Below are 17,091 nucleotides of genomic sequence, written 5' to 3'. Positions count from 1 at the left end.
GGTCATGAGGTGGCCTGTGCGGAGAGGTCCGGCAGGACCGGCGGTCCGCCCGCCGCGGCCCGCAGGGTGAGGACCATGGTGAGGCCGCCGCCGGGGGTGTCCTCCGCCTCGAGCGTGCCGCCCATGGACTCGACGAAGCCGCGTGCGACCGCGAGGCCGAGGCCCACGCCCGCACCGCGCGGGGCGTCGCCGTAGCGCTGGAACGGCTCGAAGATCCGGTCCTTGGCGGTGTCGGGGACGCCGGGGCCGCGGTCCACGACGCGCAGTTCGACGCGGTCGCCGAGCGCGCTCGCGGAGACCAGGACCGGTTCGGCGTCGGGGCTGTACTTGACCGCGTTCTCCACGATGTTGGCGACCGCCCGCTCCAGGAGGCCCTTGTCGACGCTGACCATGGGCAGCGTCTCGGGGATGTCGAGGTCGGCGCTGCCGTCGGGGACACCGCCGAGCGCCATCGGGACGACCTCGTCCAGGTCGATCTCGCGGATCAGCGGGGTGACCGTGCCGGTCTGCAGGCGTGACATGTCCAGGAGGTTGCCGACCAGATGGTCCAGGCGGTCGGCGCCGTCCTCGATGCCTTCGAGGAGCTCGGCCTGGTCCTCCTCGGACCAGGCGACGTCGTCGGAGCGCAGGGAGGAGACGGCGGCCTTGATGCCCGCGAGGGGCGTACGGAGGTCATGGCTGACCGCGGCGAGCAGCGCGGTGCGGATGCGGTTGCCCTCGGCGAGGGTGCGGGCCTGCTGCGCCTCGTCCTGGAGGCGCCGGCGGTCGAGGACGACCACGGCCTGCGCGGCGAACGCGGCGAGCACCCGGCGGTCCTCGGCGGGCAGGACCCGGCCGGACAGGGCGAGGGCCATGTGGTCCCCGACCGGCATGTCCACGTCCGCGTCCTCGGGGCGCTCCAGGGTGCGGCCCTCACCGACACGGCCCGCGCAGGTCCAGGGGGCGACGTCGCTGGCCCGCTCAAGGAGGGCCACGGAGTCCATGCTGAAGGTCTCGCGCACACGTTCGAGCAGAGCGTCCAGGCTCGTCTCGCCGCGCAGCACGCTGCCCGCGAGGAACGAGAGTATTTCCGACTCGGCGCGCAGCCGTGCGGCCTGGTGGGTACGGCGGGCGGCGAGGTCCACGACGGAGGCGACGGAGATCGCGACGCCCACGAAGACGACGATCGCGACGATGTTCTTGGAGTCGGAGATCGTCCACAGATGCTGCGGCGGCGCGAAGTAGTAGTTCAGGAGCAGCGAGCCGAAGGCGGCCGACGCCAGCGCCGGAAGGAGGCCGCCGAGCAGCGCGGCGGCGACCGTGAGCGTCAGGAACAGGAGCATGTCGTTGGCGAGGCCGAGATTCGCGTCGACATGGGTCAGGAGCAGCGTCAGGAACGCCGGGCCGCCGACGCCGACCAGCCAGCCCCAGATGGACCTGGAGCGCCCGAGCCGGGCCCCGCGCGCCTCGGGCAGGCCGCGGCCCTTGGCGACCTCGTCGTGCGTGACGATGTGGACGTCCAGGTCGGGGCCGGAATCGCGGGCGACCGTGGCGCCCACGCCGGGTCCGAAGATGTACTGCCAGGTCTTGCGGCGCGAGGAGCCGAGGACGATCTGGGTGGCGTTGACGCCGCGGGAGAAGTCGAGCAGCGCGGCGGGTATGTCGTCGCCGATGACGTGGTGGAAGGTGCCGCCCAGGTCCTCCACGAGGGTGCGCTGGACGGCGAGTTCCTTGGGCGACGCCGCGGTCAGGCCGTCGCTGCGGGCGATGTAGACGGCGAGGATCTCGCTGCCGGAGCCCTTGGCCGCCATCCGCGACGCGCGGCGGATCAGCGTGCGGCCCTCGGGGCCGCCGGTGAGGCCGACGGCGATGCGTTCGCGGGCCTGCCAGGTGGAGCGGATGCCGTGCTCGCCGCGGTACTGCTGGAGGTATTCGTCGACCCGGTCGGCGACCCAGAGCAGCGCGAGCTCGCGCAGGGCGGTGAGGTTGCCGGGCCGGAAGTAGTTGGACAGGGCCGCGTCGACCCGGTCGGGCTTGTAGATGTTGCCGTGGGCCATGCGGCGGCGCAGCGCCTGGGGCGACATGTCGACCAGCTCTATCTGGTCCGCGCGCCGCACCACCTCGTCCGGCACGGTCTCGCGCTGGCGGACGCCGGTGATCGACTCGACGACGTCGCCGAGGGACTCCAGGTGCTGGATGTTCACGGTCGAGACGACGTCGATGCCGGCCGCGAGCAGCTCCTCGACGTCCTGCCAGCGCTTGGCGTTGCGGGAGCCGGGGACATTGGTGTGCGCCAGTTCGTCCACGAGGGCGACGACGGGCGCCCGCTCCAGGACGGCGTCCACGTCCATCTCGGTGAACAGGGTGCCGCGGTAGTCGAGATCCTTGCGGGGCACCTGCTCCAGGCCGTGCAGCATCACTTCGGTGCGGGGCCTGTCGTGGTGCTCCACGAAGGCGACCACGCAGTCGGTGCCACGCTCGATGCGGCGGTGTGCCTCGGACAGCATCGCGTACGTCTTGCCGACGCCCGGTGCCGAACCGAGGTATATCCGAAGCTTGCCGCGTGCCATGGCCCCATTGTCTTCCCGAATCCGCTCTGTACGCAGCGTCGACTTTACGGCCAACAATTCCCGCGAAACGGACGAAGGTGCGCCTGCGGGCGCACCTTGACACAACCCTGATGTCGGCGCCGGACCCTGATGTCAGCGCTCGACGATCTCGTGTCAGTGCTCGACGATCTCGCCGTCGCGCAGTTCCAGGACCCGGTCGGCGAGGTCGAGCAGGGCCGCGTCGTGCGTGGCGACCAGGGCGGTGACGCCTTCGCCGCGCACGACGGCGCGCAGCAGCTCCATCACCGCGAGCCCGGTCTCGGCGTCGAGCTGTCCGGTGGGCTCGTCCGCGATGAGCAGGGAGGGTTTGTTGGCGAGCGCGCGGGCGATCGCCACGCGCTGCTGCTGTCCTCCGGAGAGCTCTCCCGGCCGTTGCTCCGCGTGATCGGCGAGGCCGACGAGGGCGAGGAGCAGCGCGACGCGCTCCTCACGCGCCTTGGGGTCGGTCTTGCGCAGCCGCAGGGGCACACCGACGTTCTCGGCGGCGGTGAGGATCGGGATGAGTCCGAAGGACTGGAAGATGAAGCCGACGCGGTCGCGGCGCAGCTCCAGGAGGCCGTTCTCGCCGAGGCCCGCGAGTTCGAGCCCCTCGACGGTGACCTTGCCCGCGTCCGGGGTGTCGAGTCCGCCGACGAGATTGAGCAGCGTGGTCTTGCCGGACCCGGACCGCCCCTTCAGAGCGACGAGCTCGCCGCGCGGGACGGTGAAGGAGACACCGCGCAGGGCGTGCACGGCGGACGCGCCGCTGCCGTACGTCCGGTGCAGATCCTCGACGACCACCGCGCTCTCGGCCATGCGCCCTCGCTCCCCCGTACGGACCCGCTGGACCGGGCGCCAGTATGGTCACGGCGCGCCCGGTCCAACAAGGTCCGCGGCAGCCAGGCCGGGGTCAGCTCGGGTTGTCCGCGTGGGTCAGGGTCTCCCAGGCGACGAACAGGTTGTTGGAGCCTGCCGGGCGGTTCTGCTCGGTGAGCTTCTGGGTGTTGGTCATGGCGTTGCCGAGGCGGTTGTGCAGCGCGTTGTAGCCGACCTCCGTGACGGGCCCGAGGCCCCGGTGGACCGAGCCGCCGCACAGCGAGCCCGGCGGCGCCTCGCCCAGTTCGTACTTGGCCTGGAAGCCGAGGCCCTGGCGCAGCCGCTCGCCGACGTCCGTCTTGTAGAGGTCGTCGCCCTGGATGCGGCTGGTCTCGGCGACGTGGGAGATCGCGGAGAGTCCGTATCCGGTGTGGGTGAAGTCGCGGCACGTCTCCTGGGTGAGCCCGGTGGTGAAGGTGCCCTGTCCCTGCCAGTACTTGACGATCTTCGCGCGGGTGTCGAGGTTCTGGCTGGGCACGGTCTTGGGCAGGTCGCCGTCGGACGCGAGGTAGACGTAGGCGGCGGTACGGGTGCGGAACTTCGCCATGGCCTTGTCGTAGGACCCCTTGTCCTCGATGAAGACGGAGATGCCGATGGCGGCCTCCATCATCGACAGCTCCCAGTTGCCGTTGGAGTTGGAGCCGTTGATGATCTCGGGCAGGTAGACGGTGCGCAGCATCGTGGCGAAGCGGCCGGAGTTGGCCCAGCTGCCGGTGTACGTGTGCTTGATGATCTCGGCGGCCCTGGGCCAGGACGAGCCCGCCCAGCCGGTCTGCAGCGGGGCGTTGCTGTTCGTGTGGTCCTTGATGGTGGCGGACCAGGCGTCCATCAGCTCGATGGACTTCTTGGCGTAGCGCTCGTCACGCGTGAGGTACCAGGCGAGGGCCGTGGTGTACGCGGCTATCGCGTCCTCGCGCTCGTCGGTGCAGCCGTAGTTGGGGTCCGAGTAGGAGCCGCATTCGACGACCGCGCGGGGCTTGGGCGTGCGCGACAGGGAAGCGTATTTGCTCCCCATCATCTGGTCGTAGGCGCCCTTCCAGGGCTGGGCGCCCGCGTTGACCTTCTCCCTGGTGAAGTCCAGCTGGCCGCGGGAGACGGTGACTCCGGGGTGCGCGAAGGTGCCGGGTGCGGCTGCGGCGTCTTGGGCGGCGTCGGCGCGTTCGGCGCCGGGCAAGGCGAGGAGGGCGGCGACCAGGGCGGTCACCACGGTGGCGAGGGTCGCGAGGACTGCCGTACGGGGTCTGCGGTGGTGGCGCACGGGTGTGGGGGTGTGAGCCATGCGAAGGCCATCCATTCTCGTATGTGAACTTCAAGTGCCTTTCTGAACAAGCGCGTTGGCCCGAGACCATAAGTACGGACCAGGCTTCCGTCAAGGCGTGAAGTGAGAGGTTGCGTACACGTTGCGTACGCGCGAAGTCAGAGCTCCTGGTCAGGGGCCGGGCGGGGCCCCGGTCTGGCGGAATCCGGCCCTTCGCCCCATACGCCGATGTGGTCCCGCTCCTCCGTGAGCCGCACGCGCCCGCGCAGTCCGTAGCGCTCCACGTAGTCGCGCGGCAGCTGCAACCGTCCCGCGCGGTCCAGAACCGTGAACTCCTCGCCCGCGCCGCCCTGTTCGCGCAGCGTCTCCGTGGACGTACGGCCGTCCCGGATGCGCACCGTGCGGCGGACCTGTCCGGAGACGAGCGGGTCGTGCGTGACGACGAGGACGGTCGCGCCGAGCTCCTCGTTGGCACGGCGCAGGGCGGCGAACACCTCCTCGCCGCTCGCCGTGTCCAGCTCCCCGGTGGGCTCGTCGGCGAGCAGCACGCGCGGGGCGTTGGCGGAGGCGACCGCCACGGCGACGCGCTGCTGCTCGCCACCGGACAGTTCGGCGGGCCGCCGGTCGCGGCAGTACGCGACGCCGAGCACGCCGAGCAGTTCGGCGGCCCGCGCGGCGCGCTCGCGGCGGGGCACGCGCGCGTACTTCATCGGCAGCGCGACGTTCTCCAGGGCGGTCAGGTACGGCAGGAGATTGCGCCCGGTCTGCTGCCATACGAAGCCGACGGTGCCCCTGCGGTAGCCCAGGCGCTCGCGGCGGCCCATGGAGAGCAGATCGTGTCCCGCGACCTTAGCCCGGCCCGCGGTCGGCAGGTCGAGCCCCGAGAGGATCGACAGGAGGGTGGACTTGCCGGAGCCGGACGCGCCGACGAGAGCCACGCACTCCCCTTCCCCGACCACCAGGTCGAGCCCCTGGAGGGCCTGCACCTCCACCTTGTCGGTGCGATAGACGCGTACGAGGTTGTCGCACACCACAAGGCCCTCGTCACCGGCGGTACGGCGCGCGGCGTTCGCGCGGGCCTCCAGGTCGGCGAGCTCAGTCATCGTTCCTCCCCAGTCGCAGCACGGCTCCGAGGCCGCGCCGCCGTCCCAGCCAGGTCTCCACGCCCACCGCGACGGCCACCAGGGCCACGGTCGCGGCGGCAAGGGCCGCGGTGAACAGCACGTCGGTGCGCAAGGCGGGCGCGGTGGGCCCGCCGGTGAACTCCCGCAGGTCGAGGGCGGGTCCGAGCAGCCCCGGCAGGGTCAGGCCGAGCGCGACGCCACCGGCCACGGCCGCGAGCACCAGGGGCAGCAGCTGGAGCAGATGCAGTCCGGCGGTGGCGCGTCCGCCGAGCCCCAGGGTGCGGAGGCGGGCTGCGGTGCTGCCGCGTGCGGGGGCGGACAGCAGGAGTTCGAGCACGAGGGCGAGCAGCGCGAGGAGTACGGCCAGGGCCGTACAGGCGGTGTGCGCGGCGGTCAGGGCGGCGGTCAGCCCGTCGTCGTCGGCCTCGGCCTGCTCCTCGGCGCGGATCCGCAGCTCTCCGGTGGCGGTGCCGGGCGCGGTGCGCGGGACGACGGAGCGCAGTTCGGCGGTGTCCAGGCGCGGCCCGTAGAGGAGCAGGGCGGACTCCTCGAACTCCCCCGCGTCAAAACCCCCGAGGTCCCGGTTGTCGGCCAGCAGAAGATGCTCCCTGCCCTGGGTGGCGGCCCGCGTCGGCCCCAGCGCGGGATCACGCCGCACCGCTTCGGGAAGAGCACCGACGACCCGCAGACGACGCTCCTTGCCGTGCACGGTGATGGTGAGCAGATCCCCCGCGTCGGCGGCATCGGCGAGCACGCGTATGTCATGCGGCCTACTGCCACCGCCTTGGCCGCGAGGCCCACTGAGACCGGCGTCTCGCAGTGCGGTGGCCGCTGCTGACGTGGCGGCCGCGGAGTGCAGTTCGGCGCCGTCGATGCCCACCAGGCTTGCGATTCCGTAGCGCCCTCCGTCCGTTCCGCTCACCGGGTCGACCCGCAGCTGCCGTACCGCCACCGTTTCCCGCACTCCACGCGCGTGTGCCAGGCGCCCCGCGGTGTCGGGGTCGCGCCCGGCGCCCAGGAACGAGGCATCGGCGCCGACCCGCCACGCGACGGCATCGCGCCGCCCCTCCGTCAGCGTCCCGGCGACCAGGCCGCCGAACACGGCACCGGCCAGCGTCACCACCAGGACCAGCAGCGCGAGCGCCCTCGCGGGGGCCTCCTTGGCGGCGCGGGAGAGCGCGATGAGAGCCACGGTGCCGCGCCCCCGGCCGGCCAAGCGGGCGGCGAGGCGTACCGGCAAGGGGTAGAGGCGGATCAGTACGACCACCGTGGCGAGCCCGAGCAGTACGGGCACGGCGGCGAGCAGGGGATCACCGCCCGAGCTCCCCTCGGTCCCGCGGGCCCGCAGCGCGAAGACGCCCGCGAGCGCGAGGACGACCACGCCCGCCTCGGCGACGACGCGACGCCCGCCGCGTGTGCCCCTGTCCCGCAGCAGCGCCCGGTCCCGCACGGCCCACCAGGTCAGCAGGGGCAGTACCAGCCACACGCCCACGGCGACGAGCACTCCGCGCCCGTACGCGGACGAAGCTCCCGGCAGCAGCGAGGCGAGCGCGCACCCTCCGCCGAACCCCAGAAGCACGGCCGGAGCGGTCTCCACCGCACGCCCCAGGGCGATCCCCGCGGCCGACGCTCCACGCGCGCGTTGCAGCCGGTGGACGTCGAGCCCGCGGCGCACGGACAGCAGCGCACCGACCACCACGGCGGCGAACCCCACCGCCGCCACCGAGGCCAACGCGAAGGAGATCACGACACTGCCCTGCCGCCACTGCCGCTGGAACTCGTCCAGGGCGTCGGGCAGTGCGGTGGCGCTCTCCGTCTCCGTGGCGGGATGCGCGCCGAGGGCGCAGAGCATGCTCTGGGCGACCAGACCCGTGTCGCACGTGACGCTCCGTACCGACTCCGGATAGCGGAGCATCAGGCGCTCGAAGTCACGCTGCCCCTGATCGCCGACGAAACGCGCGGCGCCGTCGCCGGGGTCGAACCGCATGCTCCAGATCACGGTGAGGTCGGCGGTCGCCTGGCTCTGCAGCACTTCGACGGCGCGGGGCGCGACGAGAGCCCCGGCATACCGCACCGGCCCGTCCGCGCCGTCGCGGGGCTGCCGTGCCGGACGGGCGAGCAGGGGCTGCTCGCTCCAGAGCCGCCGGTCGCCGTCGGCGGCGTAGAAGCCGACCACCCGTGCCGGTGCGTCCACTTTCTCCAACGCGCCGGGTGAGAGCCGCAGTTCCTGCCCAAGGCGCAGCTTCATCGCGTCACGCGTACGGGTGGAGACGGCGATCTCCACGACGCGCCCGCGTGCGGCGGGGGGACGTCCCTCGGCGTATGCCTTGCGCGGCGGGGCGTCGGAGGCGTACACGAGGGACAGCGTGGTGTCGTCACCGGTGCGCACGGTGGGCAGGGCGATGCGGGTGGAGTCCCGTACGAGGTCGCCGCGCAGGGGTGCGGGGGCGGCGTTCTCGATGGTCGTCGAGAGCCGTCGCAGATCGGCGCCCAACTCGCTCTCCCCTCCGGCCCTCTCCACTTCCGGGCCGAACCGCACGCGGTGCGTGATGCCCGGCGCGGTGCGCTGCGCTTGCTCGAGCCGGGCCCCGAGTGCGTTCCCGGCGGCCCGCTCCAGCAGTCCCGGCCCGCCCACGGCCACGGCCCCAAGTACCAGCACGAACAGGGCAAGGCACCCCCGAAGCCCCCACTCCCCCCACCTCACAAGCCACCCCCACGTCCACCCCTGACCAACCAACCTCTCCCACCCACCGACCCGATTGCCCCGCAGCGACGGGGCGAGTGCGCGAGTTCATCGGCGGACAGGTGCGGGGCAGGCGGGCGGAACAGCGGGGGTGGACAGAGCCCCGACCCCCGCCCGTCGCAGTCGGCATCGAGACGCGAGGGGGTGTGCCGGTATGTCCGCCCGGAGCACGGCAAGCAGCACTCCCCAACCGAAGAAAACAAGCGCCCACAGGCGGATGGCGAGGACGGACATACCGGCGCGGCCCCGCACCCACACACGACCCCGCACCGCCCCCGGACGCACCGGCACCCGGCAGCGCACCCCGAGAAGACACAGCCCCCAACCGCGCCGCACCCGACCCCGCACCCCGAGGCAACACACCAGCACAGCCCCACCCCCAGCAACGCACCCGCACCCGCACCGCCCCCAAACGCACCCACACCCGACCCCGCACCACCCCCAAACGCGCCCGCCCCCGCACCCACACCCGACCCCGCCCCCACCAGCACCAGCACCCCACACCCCAAAGGCCCCCGGCCAGGCCCCCTCACTCCTCCTCCCCCACCCGCAACACCCGCCCCAGATCCACCCGCCCCAATAGCCGGGCCACCCCGCTCACCACCCCGCAGATCACCAGCGTCACCCCTCCCGCCACCAGCCAGACCCGTGCCCACGGGACCTCCGTGAGCAGGTCGGGGAAGACCGGAGCGCCGGACGCGTCCACCGTCACCACCGGCATGATCACCACCGCGAGTCCCGCCCCGAGCACCGTGCCCAGGAGCGCCGCCGCCCCCGCAAGGGCCAACTGCTCCGTCCACAGATACGCGGCGAGCTGCCCCCGCCGTACCCCCAGCGCCCGCAGCAACGCGAACTCCCGCCCCCTCGCCCGCGCCGAAAGCACCGTGTGCAGGGTGAAGGCGATGACGGCGAACGCCGGGGCGAGGGCGAGACAGAGCCAGAGGCCCGCGCGTGCTCCGCGCCGCAGCGGATCCTCCCCGAGCCGCACGCGCGCGTGCGGCACATCCACGGCGGTTCCGAGCCGAGGCCGATCCCGCACCGCCCGCCACGCGGCGGACGCATCGCCCCGGCCCGCCCCCGCCCACCACACGCTCTCCGCCCCCGGCAACGCCCCGCTCAGCACCAACTGGGCAGCCATCGCCCGCGAGTCGGCGAGCAGCCGGGGCCGGTCGCGCGGGACGCCCGGCACCGCCGCGATCCGTCCGACGATCTTCAGCCGCGCGCTGCCGCCCGTACTCCGCCGCACGGTCACGACGTCCCCGACCCGTACCGCCCCGGAGTCGAGGAACGCACGATCGGCGAGAGCGGGTGCGGCGGGGCGCCCCTTGGCGCTGTCCGTGCCGAGCCGGACGCTCCATGTCGGGTACTTGAGCCCCGTATCGGGACCCCGAAGCACCGCGTCGAGCAGCACGCCGGCGCCGGGACGGTCCTCGCAGAGCACGGGCCCCGGCGACTCCCCCACCGTCCCGCGCGGCGGCTCCGCGCCGGGGCACCCCGCCCCGTAGCGGTCCGGCGCGTCCTCGCGCAGGTCGCGCCACGCGGCCTTCTGGGTGAGCCCCGGCACCCGGTCGACACGGAGCCGGTAGGTACGCCGCACCGTCTCCCCCACCATGCTCAGGTCAATCTGCACGATCCGCAGACCACCGCCATCGCCACCGCCGCCCCCACCGCTCCCACCGCGCACCGGCACCTTCAGCCGCACTACCCGATCGCCGCCTTCTTCAAGAAGCACGGCGCTTGAGTGGACGAGCCCGTCCTCGTCTTCGAAGAAGACGGTCAGCCGGACCGGCACGACCGCGCGGCCAGGACCACCCACCGACAGCCGCACCCGCAACGGAAGCTCCCCCGACCCCACCTCAAACCCCGATCGACTCCCCGAGCCCCCAACAGCAAGCCCATGCCGCGCGATCCCCTCCCCCAGCGGCGCGACAAGCTCCCGCACGGGCCGATCCGCCAGATCGGCCCGCAGCGAAGGCACCGGCCCCCGACCGGTGTTCATCCCGGTCACGGCCACCGCGTCCTGCCCGATGTAGCCCTCCGTGGTCACCACGGGAGTGACCGCATCGATGCCCGGCAGCCCCGCGTACGTCGCACGCCGCTCCCCCGCAGGCACGCTCTCCCCCGGCTCGATCCGCAGGTCGGCGCCCACCCCGAAGGCGGCCTGATCCCGGTCGCCCCGGTCGAGAACGGCAAGGGCAGTACTGCTCAGCGCCGCCACGGCCAGTGCGAGCGTCACCACCAGGGCGGGCCCCGCGTGCCGTGCCGCGCGCCGCCCGATCTGCCACCCGCCGAGCGGCAGCACGAGCCCCCTGCCCCGCCGGGCCAGCGGATCGATGCCCCGCGTCAGGAAGGGCAGCAGGCGCAGCACGAGCAGCGCGGCCGCGGTGGTCATCACCATGGGCGCGAGCACGAGCACCGGGTCGACGCCGTCACCGGTCACCGGCGACCGGTACTGCCTCAGTTGCAGCCACCCGAGGACGGCCACCGCCGCGAGCCCCACGTCGGCGCCCACCCGCTGCGTCCCCGCGAACCTCCCCGCCCGCAGCCGAAGGCGGCTCACCGCCCGCCGGTCCCGCACCACCCGCACGGTGGGCAGCAGTACCGCGCAGCCGTGCACCAGGACGGCGAAGGCGGAGGCCATCCACGCGGCACCGACCACGGCCGCGTCCGGCACCCCGCCGGGCAGCAGCCCCGCCCCTTCGAGCAGCCTCAGGAGCGGCCCCGCGAGGAAGGGCGCGGCGACGCCCGCGGGAAGAGCGATCACCGCCCACTGCACGCCCGCCGACACCACGAGCCGCCGCGTGCCCGCACCCCTGGCGGCCAGCAACGCAAGCTCGGACCGCCGGTGTTCGGCGAGCTGACGGCCGGTGAGCACCAGGGCGGCGACCGCGAGGGCGGCGAGCAGCGTGGCGGGGACGTAGAGCCCGGCGCGGGCCACGGCGATGGGCGTGGTGAGCCGGTCGAGCGCTCTGCGGAGCCCGGCGGAGACGGTCAGGTCGGCGTCGGGGCCCCTGCCCCGCAGCACGGAGAGCGAGGAGTCGCTGCCGCCGAACTTCCTGGCCCGCTCCGCCAGCGGCGCGATGTCGCCGAGCCGCAGCCCGCGCGCCTCGGGCACGCCGAGCCACAGCGCGCCCGCGTCCTTCGCGAGGCCCGGCCGTGCCGTGAACGCGTCGCGCGCCGCGAGCGCGATGGAGTCGGCCGTGCCGAACGTACTGCTCAGGCCGGCCCACACCGCGGGCCCGTGCCCCTCGGTCGTATAGAGCCCGACGACCTTCAGCCGCACCACACGCCCCCCGGCGCCGCGCACGAGCACCTCGTCACCGGTCCGCACCGCGAGCTCGGCGGCGAACGCCCTGGTCAGCACGGTCTCCACGGGCACACCCGCCGGACCGCCCGCACCACCCGCGCCACCCCGGTCATCCGCGCCGCCGCCGGAACCTCCCCGCGGCCACCTCCCCGCCACGAGCCGGGCGTGGGACCGTGTTCCTTCCAGCGCGACCACGGACACGGTGGCGTCCTCGCGGCGGCGGCCCCCGGCCTCGGTCACGGCGAGCTCGTCGCCTCGCGCCGCGGGTGCCCGCAGCGCGAGGCGTGTGCGGTGGGGTACGTCGCCGTAGGTGCGGTCGACGGCGGCCCGTACGTCCCCGTCCAACCGCCTTACGCCGTCGGCGTCGTAGCGCCCGGCGACCTCGACGACGGCTTCCTGGTCCGCGGTGAGCCGCTGCCGTACTCCGCCCTCGACCGCGTTCTCGGTCAGCGCGACCAGGGCGGCGAGCACCGTCGCCGCCAGCAGGACGGCGAGCCCCGCGGCCCCGAGCACCATCCCGTGATGCCGGCCGCTCCGCACCACGGCGGGCATACGCCGTCCACTCACCGCACCGGTCTCCCCCCGAGTGACCGGCACAGTATGGACGTACGCGATTGTGACCCGCAATGCTCCGGCGAGCAGCCGAAGCACCGCGCGTCACAGTCGAGTTGACGGCACGTCAGCTGTGCGCGGCGCCGGAGACGAGACCCTTGAGCGCGATGTTGAGCTGGAGGACGTTGACCCGGGGTTCGCCCACGAAGCCGAGGATCCGCCCGTCGACGTGCTCGTCGACCAGCTTCGCGACCTTGTTCACGGGGAGGCCGTTCTTCTCGGCCACCCGGTGGACCTGCAGTTCCGCGTACTGCGGAGAGATGTGCGGGTCCAGGCCCGAGCCGGACGAGGTGACGGCCTCGGCCGGCACGTCGGAGGGCCTGACCTTGAAGTCGGCCGTGGAGTTGTCCTTGATCACGGCGGCCTTGGCGGCCCTGACGTTCGCGATCAGGTCCTTGCTGTCGCCCGCCAGGTTCGTCGCGCCCGAGAGGATCAGGTCGTACTGCGTGTTCACCCCCGCGTCCCGGTTGGAGCCGAGGCCGTTGGACGGCCGGGGCTGGAACCACTTCAGATCCGGCTCCGCGGTCTCCTGGCCCTTCTTCAGCGGCAGGTCGTACCGCTGCCCGATGAGTTCGGAGCCGACGACCTTGCCCCCCCTCGTGACCTCGGACCCGTTGGCCTTGTCGTGGAACAGGCCCTGGGCGATCCCGGTGACGGCCAGCGGATAGATGACTCCGCAGATGACGGTGAGGACGAGCAGGGCGCGCAGCCCGGCCCCGAGCAACCGCGCCGTGCTTCCGACTGAGTTGTTCATGATGATCAGCACGCTTCCGAGGAGCTAGGGACTAGAGACCGGGGATGAGGGAGATGACCATGTCGATGATCTTGATCCCGATGAAGGGGGCGACGAGACCGCCGAGGCCGTAGATGCCGAGGTTGCGCCGCAGCATCCGGTCCGCGCTCATCGGCCGGTACCGCACGCCCTTCAGGGCCAGCGGCACCAGGGCGACGATGATCAGCGCGTTGAAGATGACGGCCGACAGGATCGCCGACTCCGGAGACGACAGGTTCATGATGTTGAGCTTGTCGAGACCCGGATAGACCACGGCGAACATGGCCGGAATGATCGCGAAGTACTTCGCGACGTCGTTGGCGATGGAGAAGGTCGTCAGCGCACCGCGGGTGATCAGGAGTTGCTTGCCGATCTCGACGATCTCGATGAGCTTGGTGGGGTTGGAGTCCAGGTCCACCATGTTCCCGGCCTCCTTGGCGGCCGAGGTGCCGGTGTTCATGGCCACGCCCACGTCCGCCTGGGCCAGCGCGGGCGCGTCGTTGGTGCCGTCGCCGGTCATCGCGACGAGCTTGCCGCCGGCCTGCTCGCGCTTGATCAGCGCCATCTTGTCCTCGGGCGTGGCCTCGGCGAGGAAGTCGTCCACGCCCGCCTCGTCCGCGATCGCCTTGGCGGTCAGCGGGTTGTCGCCCGTGATCATGACGGTCTTGATGCCCATGCGCCGCAGCTCGTCGAACCGCTCGCGCATGCCTTCCTTGACGACGTCCTTGAGGTGGATGACGCCCAGGACCCGCGCGCCCTTGCCGTCCTCGGCGGCCACCAGGAGGGGCGTGCCGCCGGCCTGCGAGATGGTGTCGGTCAGGGTGCGGGCGTCCTCGGAGACGGTGCCGCCGTTCGCGGTGACCCAGGCGACGACCGAACCGGCCGCGCCCTTGCGGACCTTGCGTACGGCTCCGTCCTGGACGAGGTCGACGCCCGACATCCGCGTCTGCGCGGTGAAGGCGACCCACTCGGCCCCTTCGAGCTCCCCCTGGTGGCGCTCGCGGAGCCCGTACTTCTCCTTGGCCAGTACGACGACGGAGCGGCCCTCCGGCGTCTCGTCGGCCAGCGACGAGAGCTGGGCGGCGTCCGCGAGTTCGGCCTCCGTGGTGCCGCGCACCGGCACGAACTCGGCGGCCTGCCGGTTGCCGAGCGTGATGGTGCCGGTCTTGTCGAGCAGCAGCGTCGAGACGTCGCCGGCGGCCTCGACGGCCCTGCCGGACATGGCGAGGACGTTGCGCTGGACCAGGCGGTCCATGCCCGCGATGCCGATCGCGGAGAGCAGGGCGCCGATGGTCGTCGGGATCAGGCAGACCAGGAGGGCGGCCAGGACGATCATGGACTGCTCGGCGCCCGCGTAGACGGCGAACGGCTGGAGCGTGACGACCGCGAGCAGGAAGACGATGGTGAGGGACGCGAGCAGGATGTTGAGCGCGATCTCGTTGGGCGTCTTCTGCCGGGCGGCGCCCTCGACCAGGTTGATCATGCGGTCGATGAAGGTCTCGCCGGGCTTGGTCGTGATCTTGATGACGATGCGGTCGGAGAGGACCTTCGTGCCGCCGGTGACGGCGGAGCGGTCACCGCCCGACTCCCGGATGACGGGGGCCGATTCGCCGGTGATGGCCGACTCGTCGACGCTCGCGACCCCCTCGACGACGTCACCGTCGCCGGGGATCACGTCGCCCGCCTCGCAGACGACGAGGTCGCCGATGCGCAGTTCGGTGCCGGGCACCTGCTCCTCGGCCGTGCCGTTCAGGCGGCGCGCGACCGTGTCGGTCTTGGCCTTGCGCAGGGTGTCCGCCTGCGCCTTGCCGCGCCCCTCGGCCACCGCCTCCGCGAGATTGGCGAAGATCGTCGTCAGCCAGAGCCAGACCGCGATCGCCCAGCCGAACCAGTCCCCCGGGTCCGTGACCGCGAGGACGGTGGTGATCACCGAGCCGACGAGCACCACGAACATGACGGGCGACTTGACCATGACCCGCGGATCGAGCTTCCGCACGGCGTCCGGGAAGGACTTCAGGAGCTGCCGGGGGTCGAAGAGGCCCCCGCCGACGCGGCCCGCGTCCTTGTGCCCGCCGGGCATGTCCTGGTGCGGTGCCTGGCTCGGCGTACGGGTGGGGGTAGCGGTGGACATGGAGCCGGGCTCCTCTGGCTTCTTTGTGTCGGTGGTCATGACGCGAGCCCCTCGGCCAGCGGCCCGAGTGCGAGCGCGGGGAAGTAGGTCAGACCGGTGATAATCATGATGGCGCCGACCAGCAGACCGGTGAACAGCGGTTTCTCGGTGCGCAGCGTGCCCGCTGTCGCCGGAACCGGCTTCTGCTCGGCGAGCGAACCCGCGAGGGCGAGGACGAACACCATCGGCAGGAAGCGGCCGAGGAGCATCGCGAGACCGATCGTGGTGTTGAACCAGTTCGTGTCCGCGCTCAGCCCCGCGAAGGCCGAACCGTTGTTGTTGGCGCCCGAGGTGTAGGCGTAGAGGATCTCGGAGAAGCCGTGCGCCCCCGAGTTGAGCATCGAGTCCTTGGGCGTGGGCAGCGCCATCGAGACCGCGGTGAAGCCGAGCACCAGGGCGGGGGTGATCAGGATGTAGCAGGCCGCCAGCTTGATCTCGCGGGTGCCGATCTTCTTGCCGAGGTACTCCGGCGTACGCCCCACCATCAGTCCGGCGATGAACACCGCGATGATCGCCATGATCAGCATGCCGTACAGACCCGAGCCCGTACCGCCGGGCGCGATCTCCCCCAGTTGCATGCCGAGGAGGTCGAGTCCGCCGCCGAAGCCGGTGTTGGAGGAGTGGAAGGAGTTGACCGCGCCGGTCGAGGTCAGCGTGGTGGCGACCGAGAAGATCGCCGAGCCGCTGATGCCGAAGCGCGTCTCCTTGCCCTCCATCGCGCCGCCCGCGACGTCGAACGCGGGAGCCCCGTGGTGGAACTCCGTCCACATCATCAGCGCGGTGAACCCGACCCAGATGGTGACCATCGTGGCGAGGATCGCGTACCCCTGCCGGAGGGAGCCGACCATCCGCCCGAAGGTCCTGGTGATCGCGAAGGGGATCAGCAGGATCAGGAAGACCTCGAAGAGGTTGGAGAAACCATTGGGGTTCTCGAAGGGGTGGGCGGAGTTGGCGTTGAAGTAGCCGCCTCCGTTGGTGCCCAGCTCCTTGATGACCTCCTGCGAGGCGACGGCGCCGCCGTTCCACTGCTGGCTGCCGCCGAGGAACTGGCCGACTCCGTGGATGCCGGAGAAGTTCTGGATCGCGCCGCAGGCGACCAGGACGACCGCGCCGATCACGGAGATGGGGATCAGGATGCGCACGGTGCCGCGCACCAGGTCGGACCAGAAGTTGCCGAGTTCACCCGTGCGGGAGCGGGCGAAGCCGCGCACCAGGGCGACCGCGACGGCGATGCCCACGGCCGCGGAGACGAAGTTCTGCACCGCGAGGCCGCCGGTCTGCACGACGTGGCCCATGGCCTGCTCGCCGTAGTACGACTGCCAGTTGGTGTTCGCCACGAAGGACGCGGCGGTGTTGAAGGCCTGGTCGGGGTCGATGGCCTTGAAGCCGAGCGATCCGGGCAGCGAGCCCTGGAGCCGCTGGAGCAGGTACAGGAACAGCACGCTGACGGCGGAGAAGGCGAGGACCCCCCGCAGATAGGCGGGCCAGCGCATCTCGGTGTCCGGGTCGGCGCCGATGCCCTTGTAGATCCACTTCTCGACCCGCAGATGCTTGTCGGAGGTGTAGACCCGGGCCATGTAGTCGCCGAGCGGACGGTATGCCAGGGCCAGCGCCGCCATCAGCGCCAGGAACTGGAGCACACCAGCAAGAACAGGACTCATG

The 17,091-nt window shown here is 72.1% G+C and carries 9 protein-coding genes; all 9 read right to left on the bottom strand.

The features are described from left to right. Positions 1–2: 2 nt before the first annotated feature. The 9 genes from ABZ906_RS00800 to kdpA all read right to left on the bottom strand — a co-directional run bounded on the left by ABZ906_RS00800 (position 3) and on the right by kdpA (position 17,090). A complete protein-coding gene (locus ABZ906_RS00800) occupies positions 3–2,549 on the bottom strand; it encodes a sensor histidine kinase KdpD (RefSeq protein ID WP_361200356.1) in 2,547 nt (848 codons plus the stop codon). Positions 2,550–2,702: 153 nt separating this feature from the next. Beyond that, positions 2,703–3,383 (bottom strand): ABC transporter ATP-binding protein, encoded by a 681-nt coding sequence (locus tag ABZ906_RS00795; RefSeq protein ID WP_361375765.1) that lies wholly within the window; start codon positions 3,381–3,383, stop codon positions 2,703–2,705. 94 nt (positions 3,384–3,477) lie between these two features. Then, entirely contained in the window at positions 3,478–4,722 is a 1,245-nt protein-coding gene (locus ABZ906_RS00790; protein ID WP_361375762.1) for an alginate lyase family protein, read from the bottom strand. 137 nt (positions 4,723–4,859) lie between these two features. Next, a complete protein-coding gene (locus ABZ906_RS00785; RefSeq protein WP_361375759.1) occupies positions 4,860–5,804 on the bottom strand; it encodes an ABC transporter ATP-binding protein in 945 nt (314 codons plus the stop codon). Further along, positions 5,797–8,484: a hypothetical protein gene (locus tag ABZ906_RS00780; protein ID WP_361375756.1), complete on the bottom strand. Its 2,688-nt coding sequence runs from the start codon at positions 8,482–8,484 to the stop codon at positions 5,797–5,799. Before ABZ906_RS00780 ends, ABZ906_RS00785 begins: the two co-directional genes overlap by 8 nt. Before the next feature lie 613 nt (positions 8,485–9,097). Next, a complete protein-coding gene (locus tag ABZ906_RS00775; protein WP_361375753.1) occupies positions 9,098–12,442 on the bottom strand; it encodes an FtsX-like permease family protein in 3,345 nt (1,114 codons plus the stop codon). 112 nt (positions 12,443–12,554) lie between these two features. Continuing rightward, positions 12,555–13,241 (bottom strand): potassium-transporting ATPase subunit C, encoded by a 687-nt coding sequence (locus ABZ906_RS00770; protein ID WP_361375750.1) that lies wholly within the window; start codon positions 13,239–13,241, stop codon positions 12,555–12,557. Positions 13,242–13,272: 31 nt separating this feature from the next. Next, positions 13,273–15,429, bottom strand: a complete 2,157-nt coding sequence (kdpB, locus tag ABZ906_RS00765) for a potassium-transporting ATPase subunit KdpB (RefSeq protein WP_361375747.1) — start codon at positions 15,427–15,429, stop codon at positions 13,273–13,275. After that, positions 15,426–17,090, bottom strand: a complete 1,665-nt coding sequence (gene kdpA, locus ABZ906_RS00760) for a potassium-transporting ATPase subunit KdpA (protein ID WP_361375744.1) — start codon at positions 17,088–17,090, stop codon at positions 15,426–15,428. Before kdpA ends, kdpB begins: the two co-directional genes overlap by 4 nt. Position 17,091 lies beyond the last annotated feature (1 nt).

This window comes from Streptomyces sp. NPDC046925 (assembly GCF_040644915.1).
In the GTDB taxonomy this organism is placed as follows: Bacteria; Actinomycetota; Actinomycetes; order Streptomycetales; family Streptomycetaceae; genus Streptomyces.
This window is presented reverse-complemented; position numbering and strand designations above follow the sequence as displayed.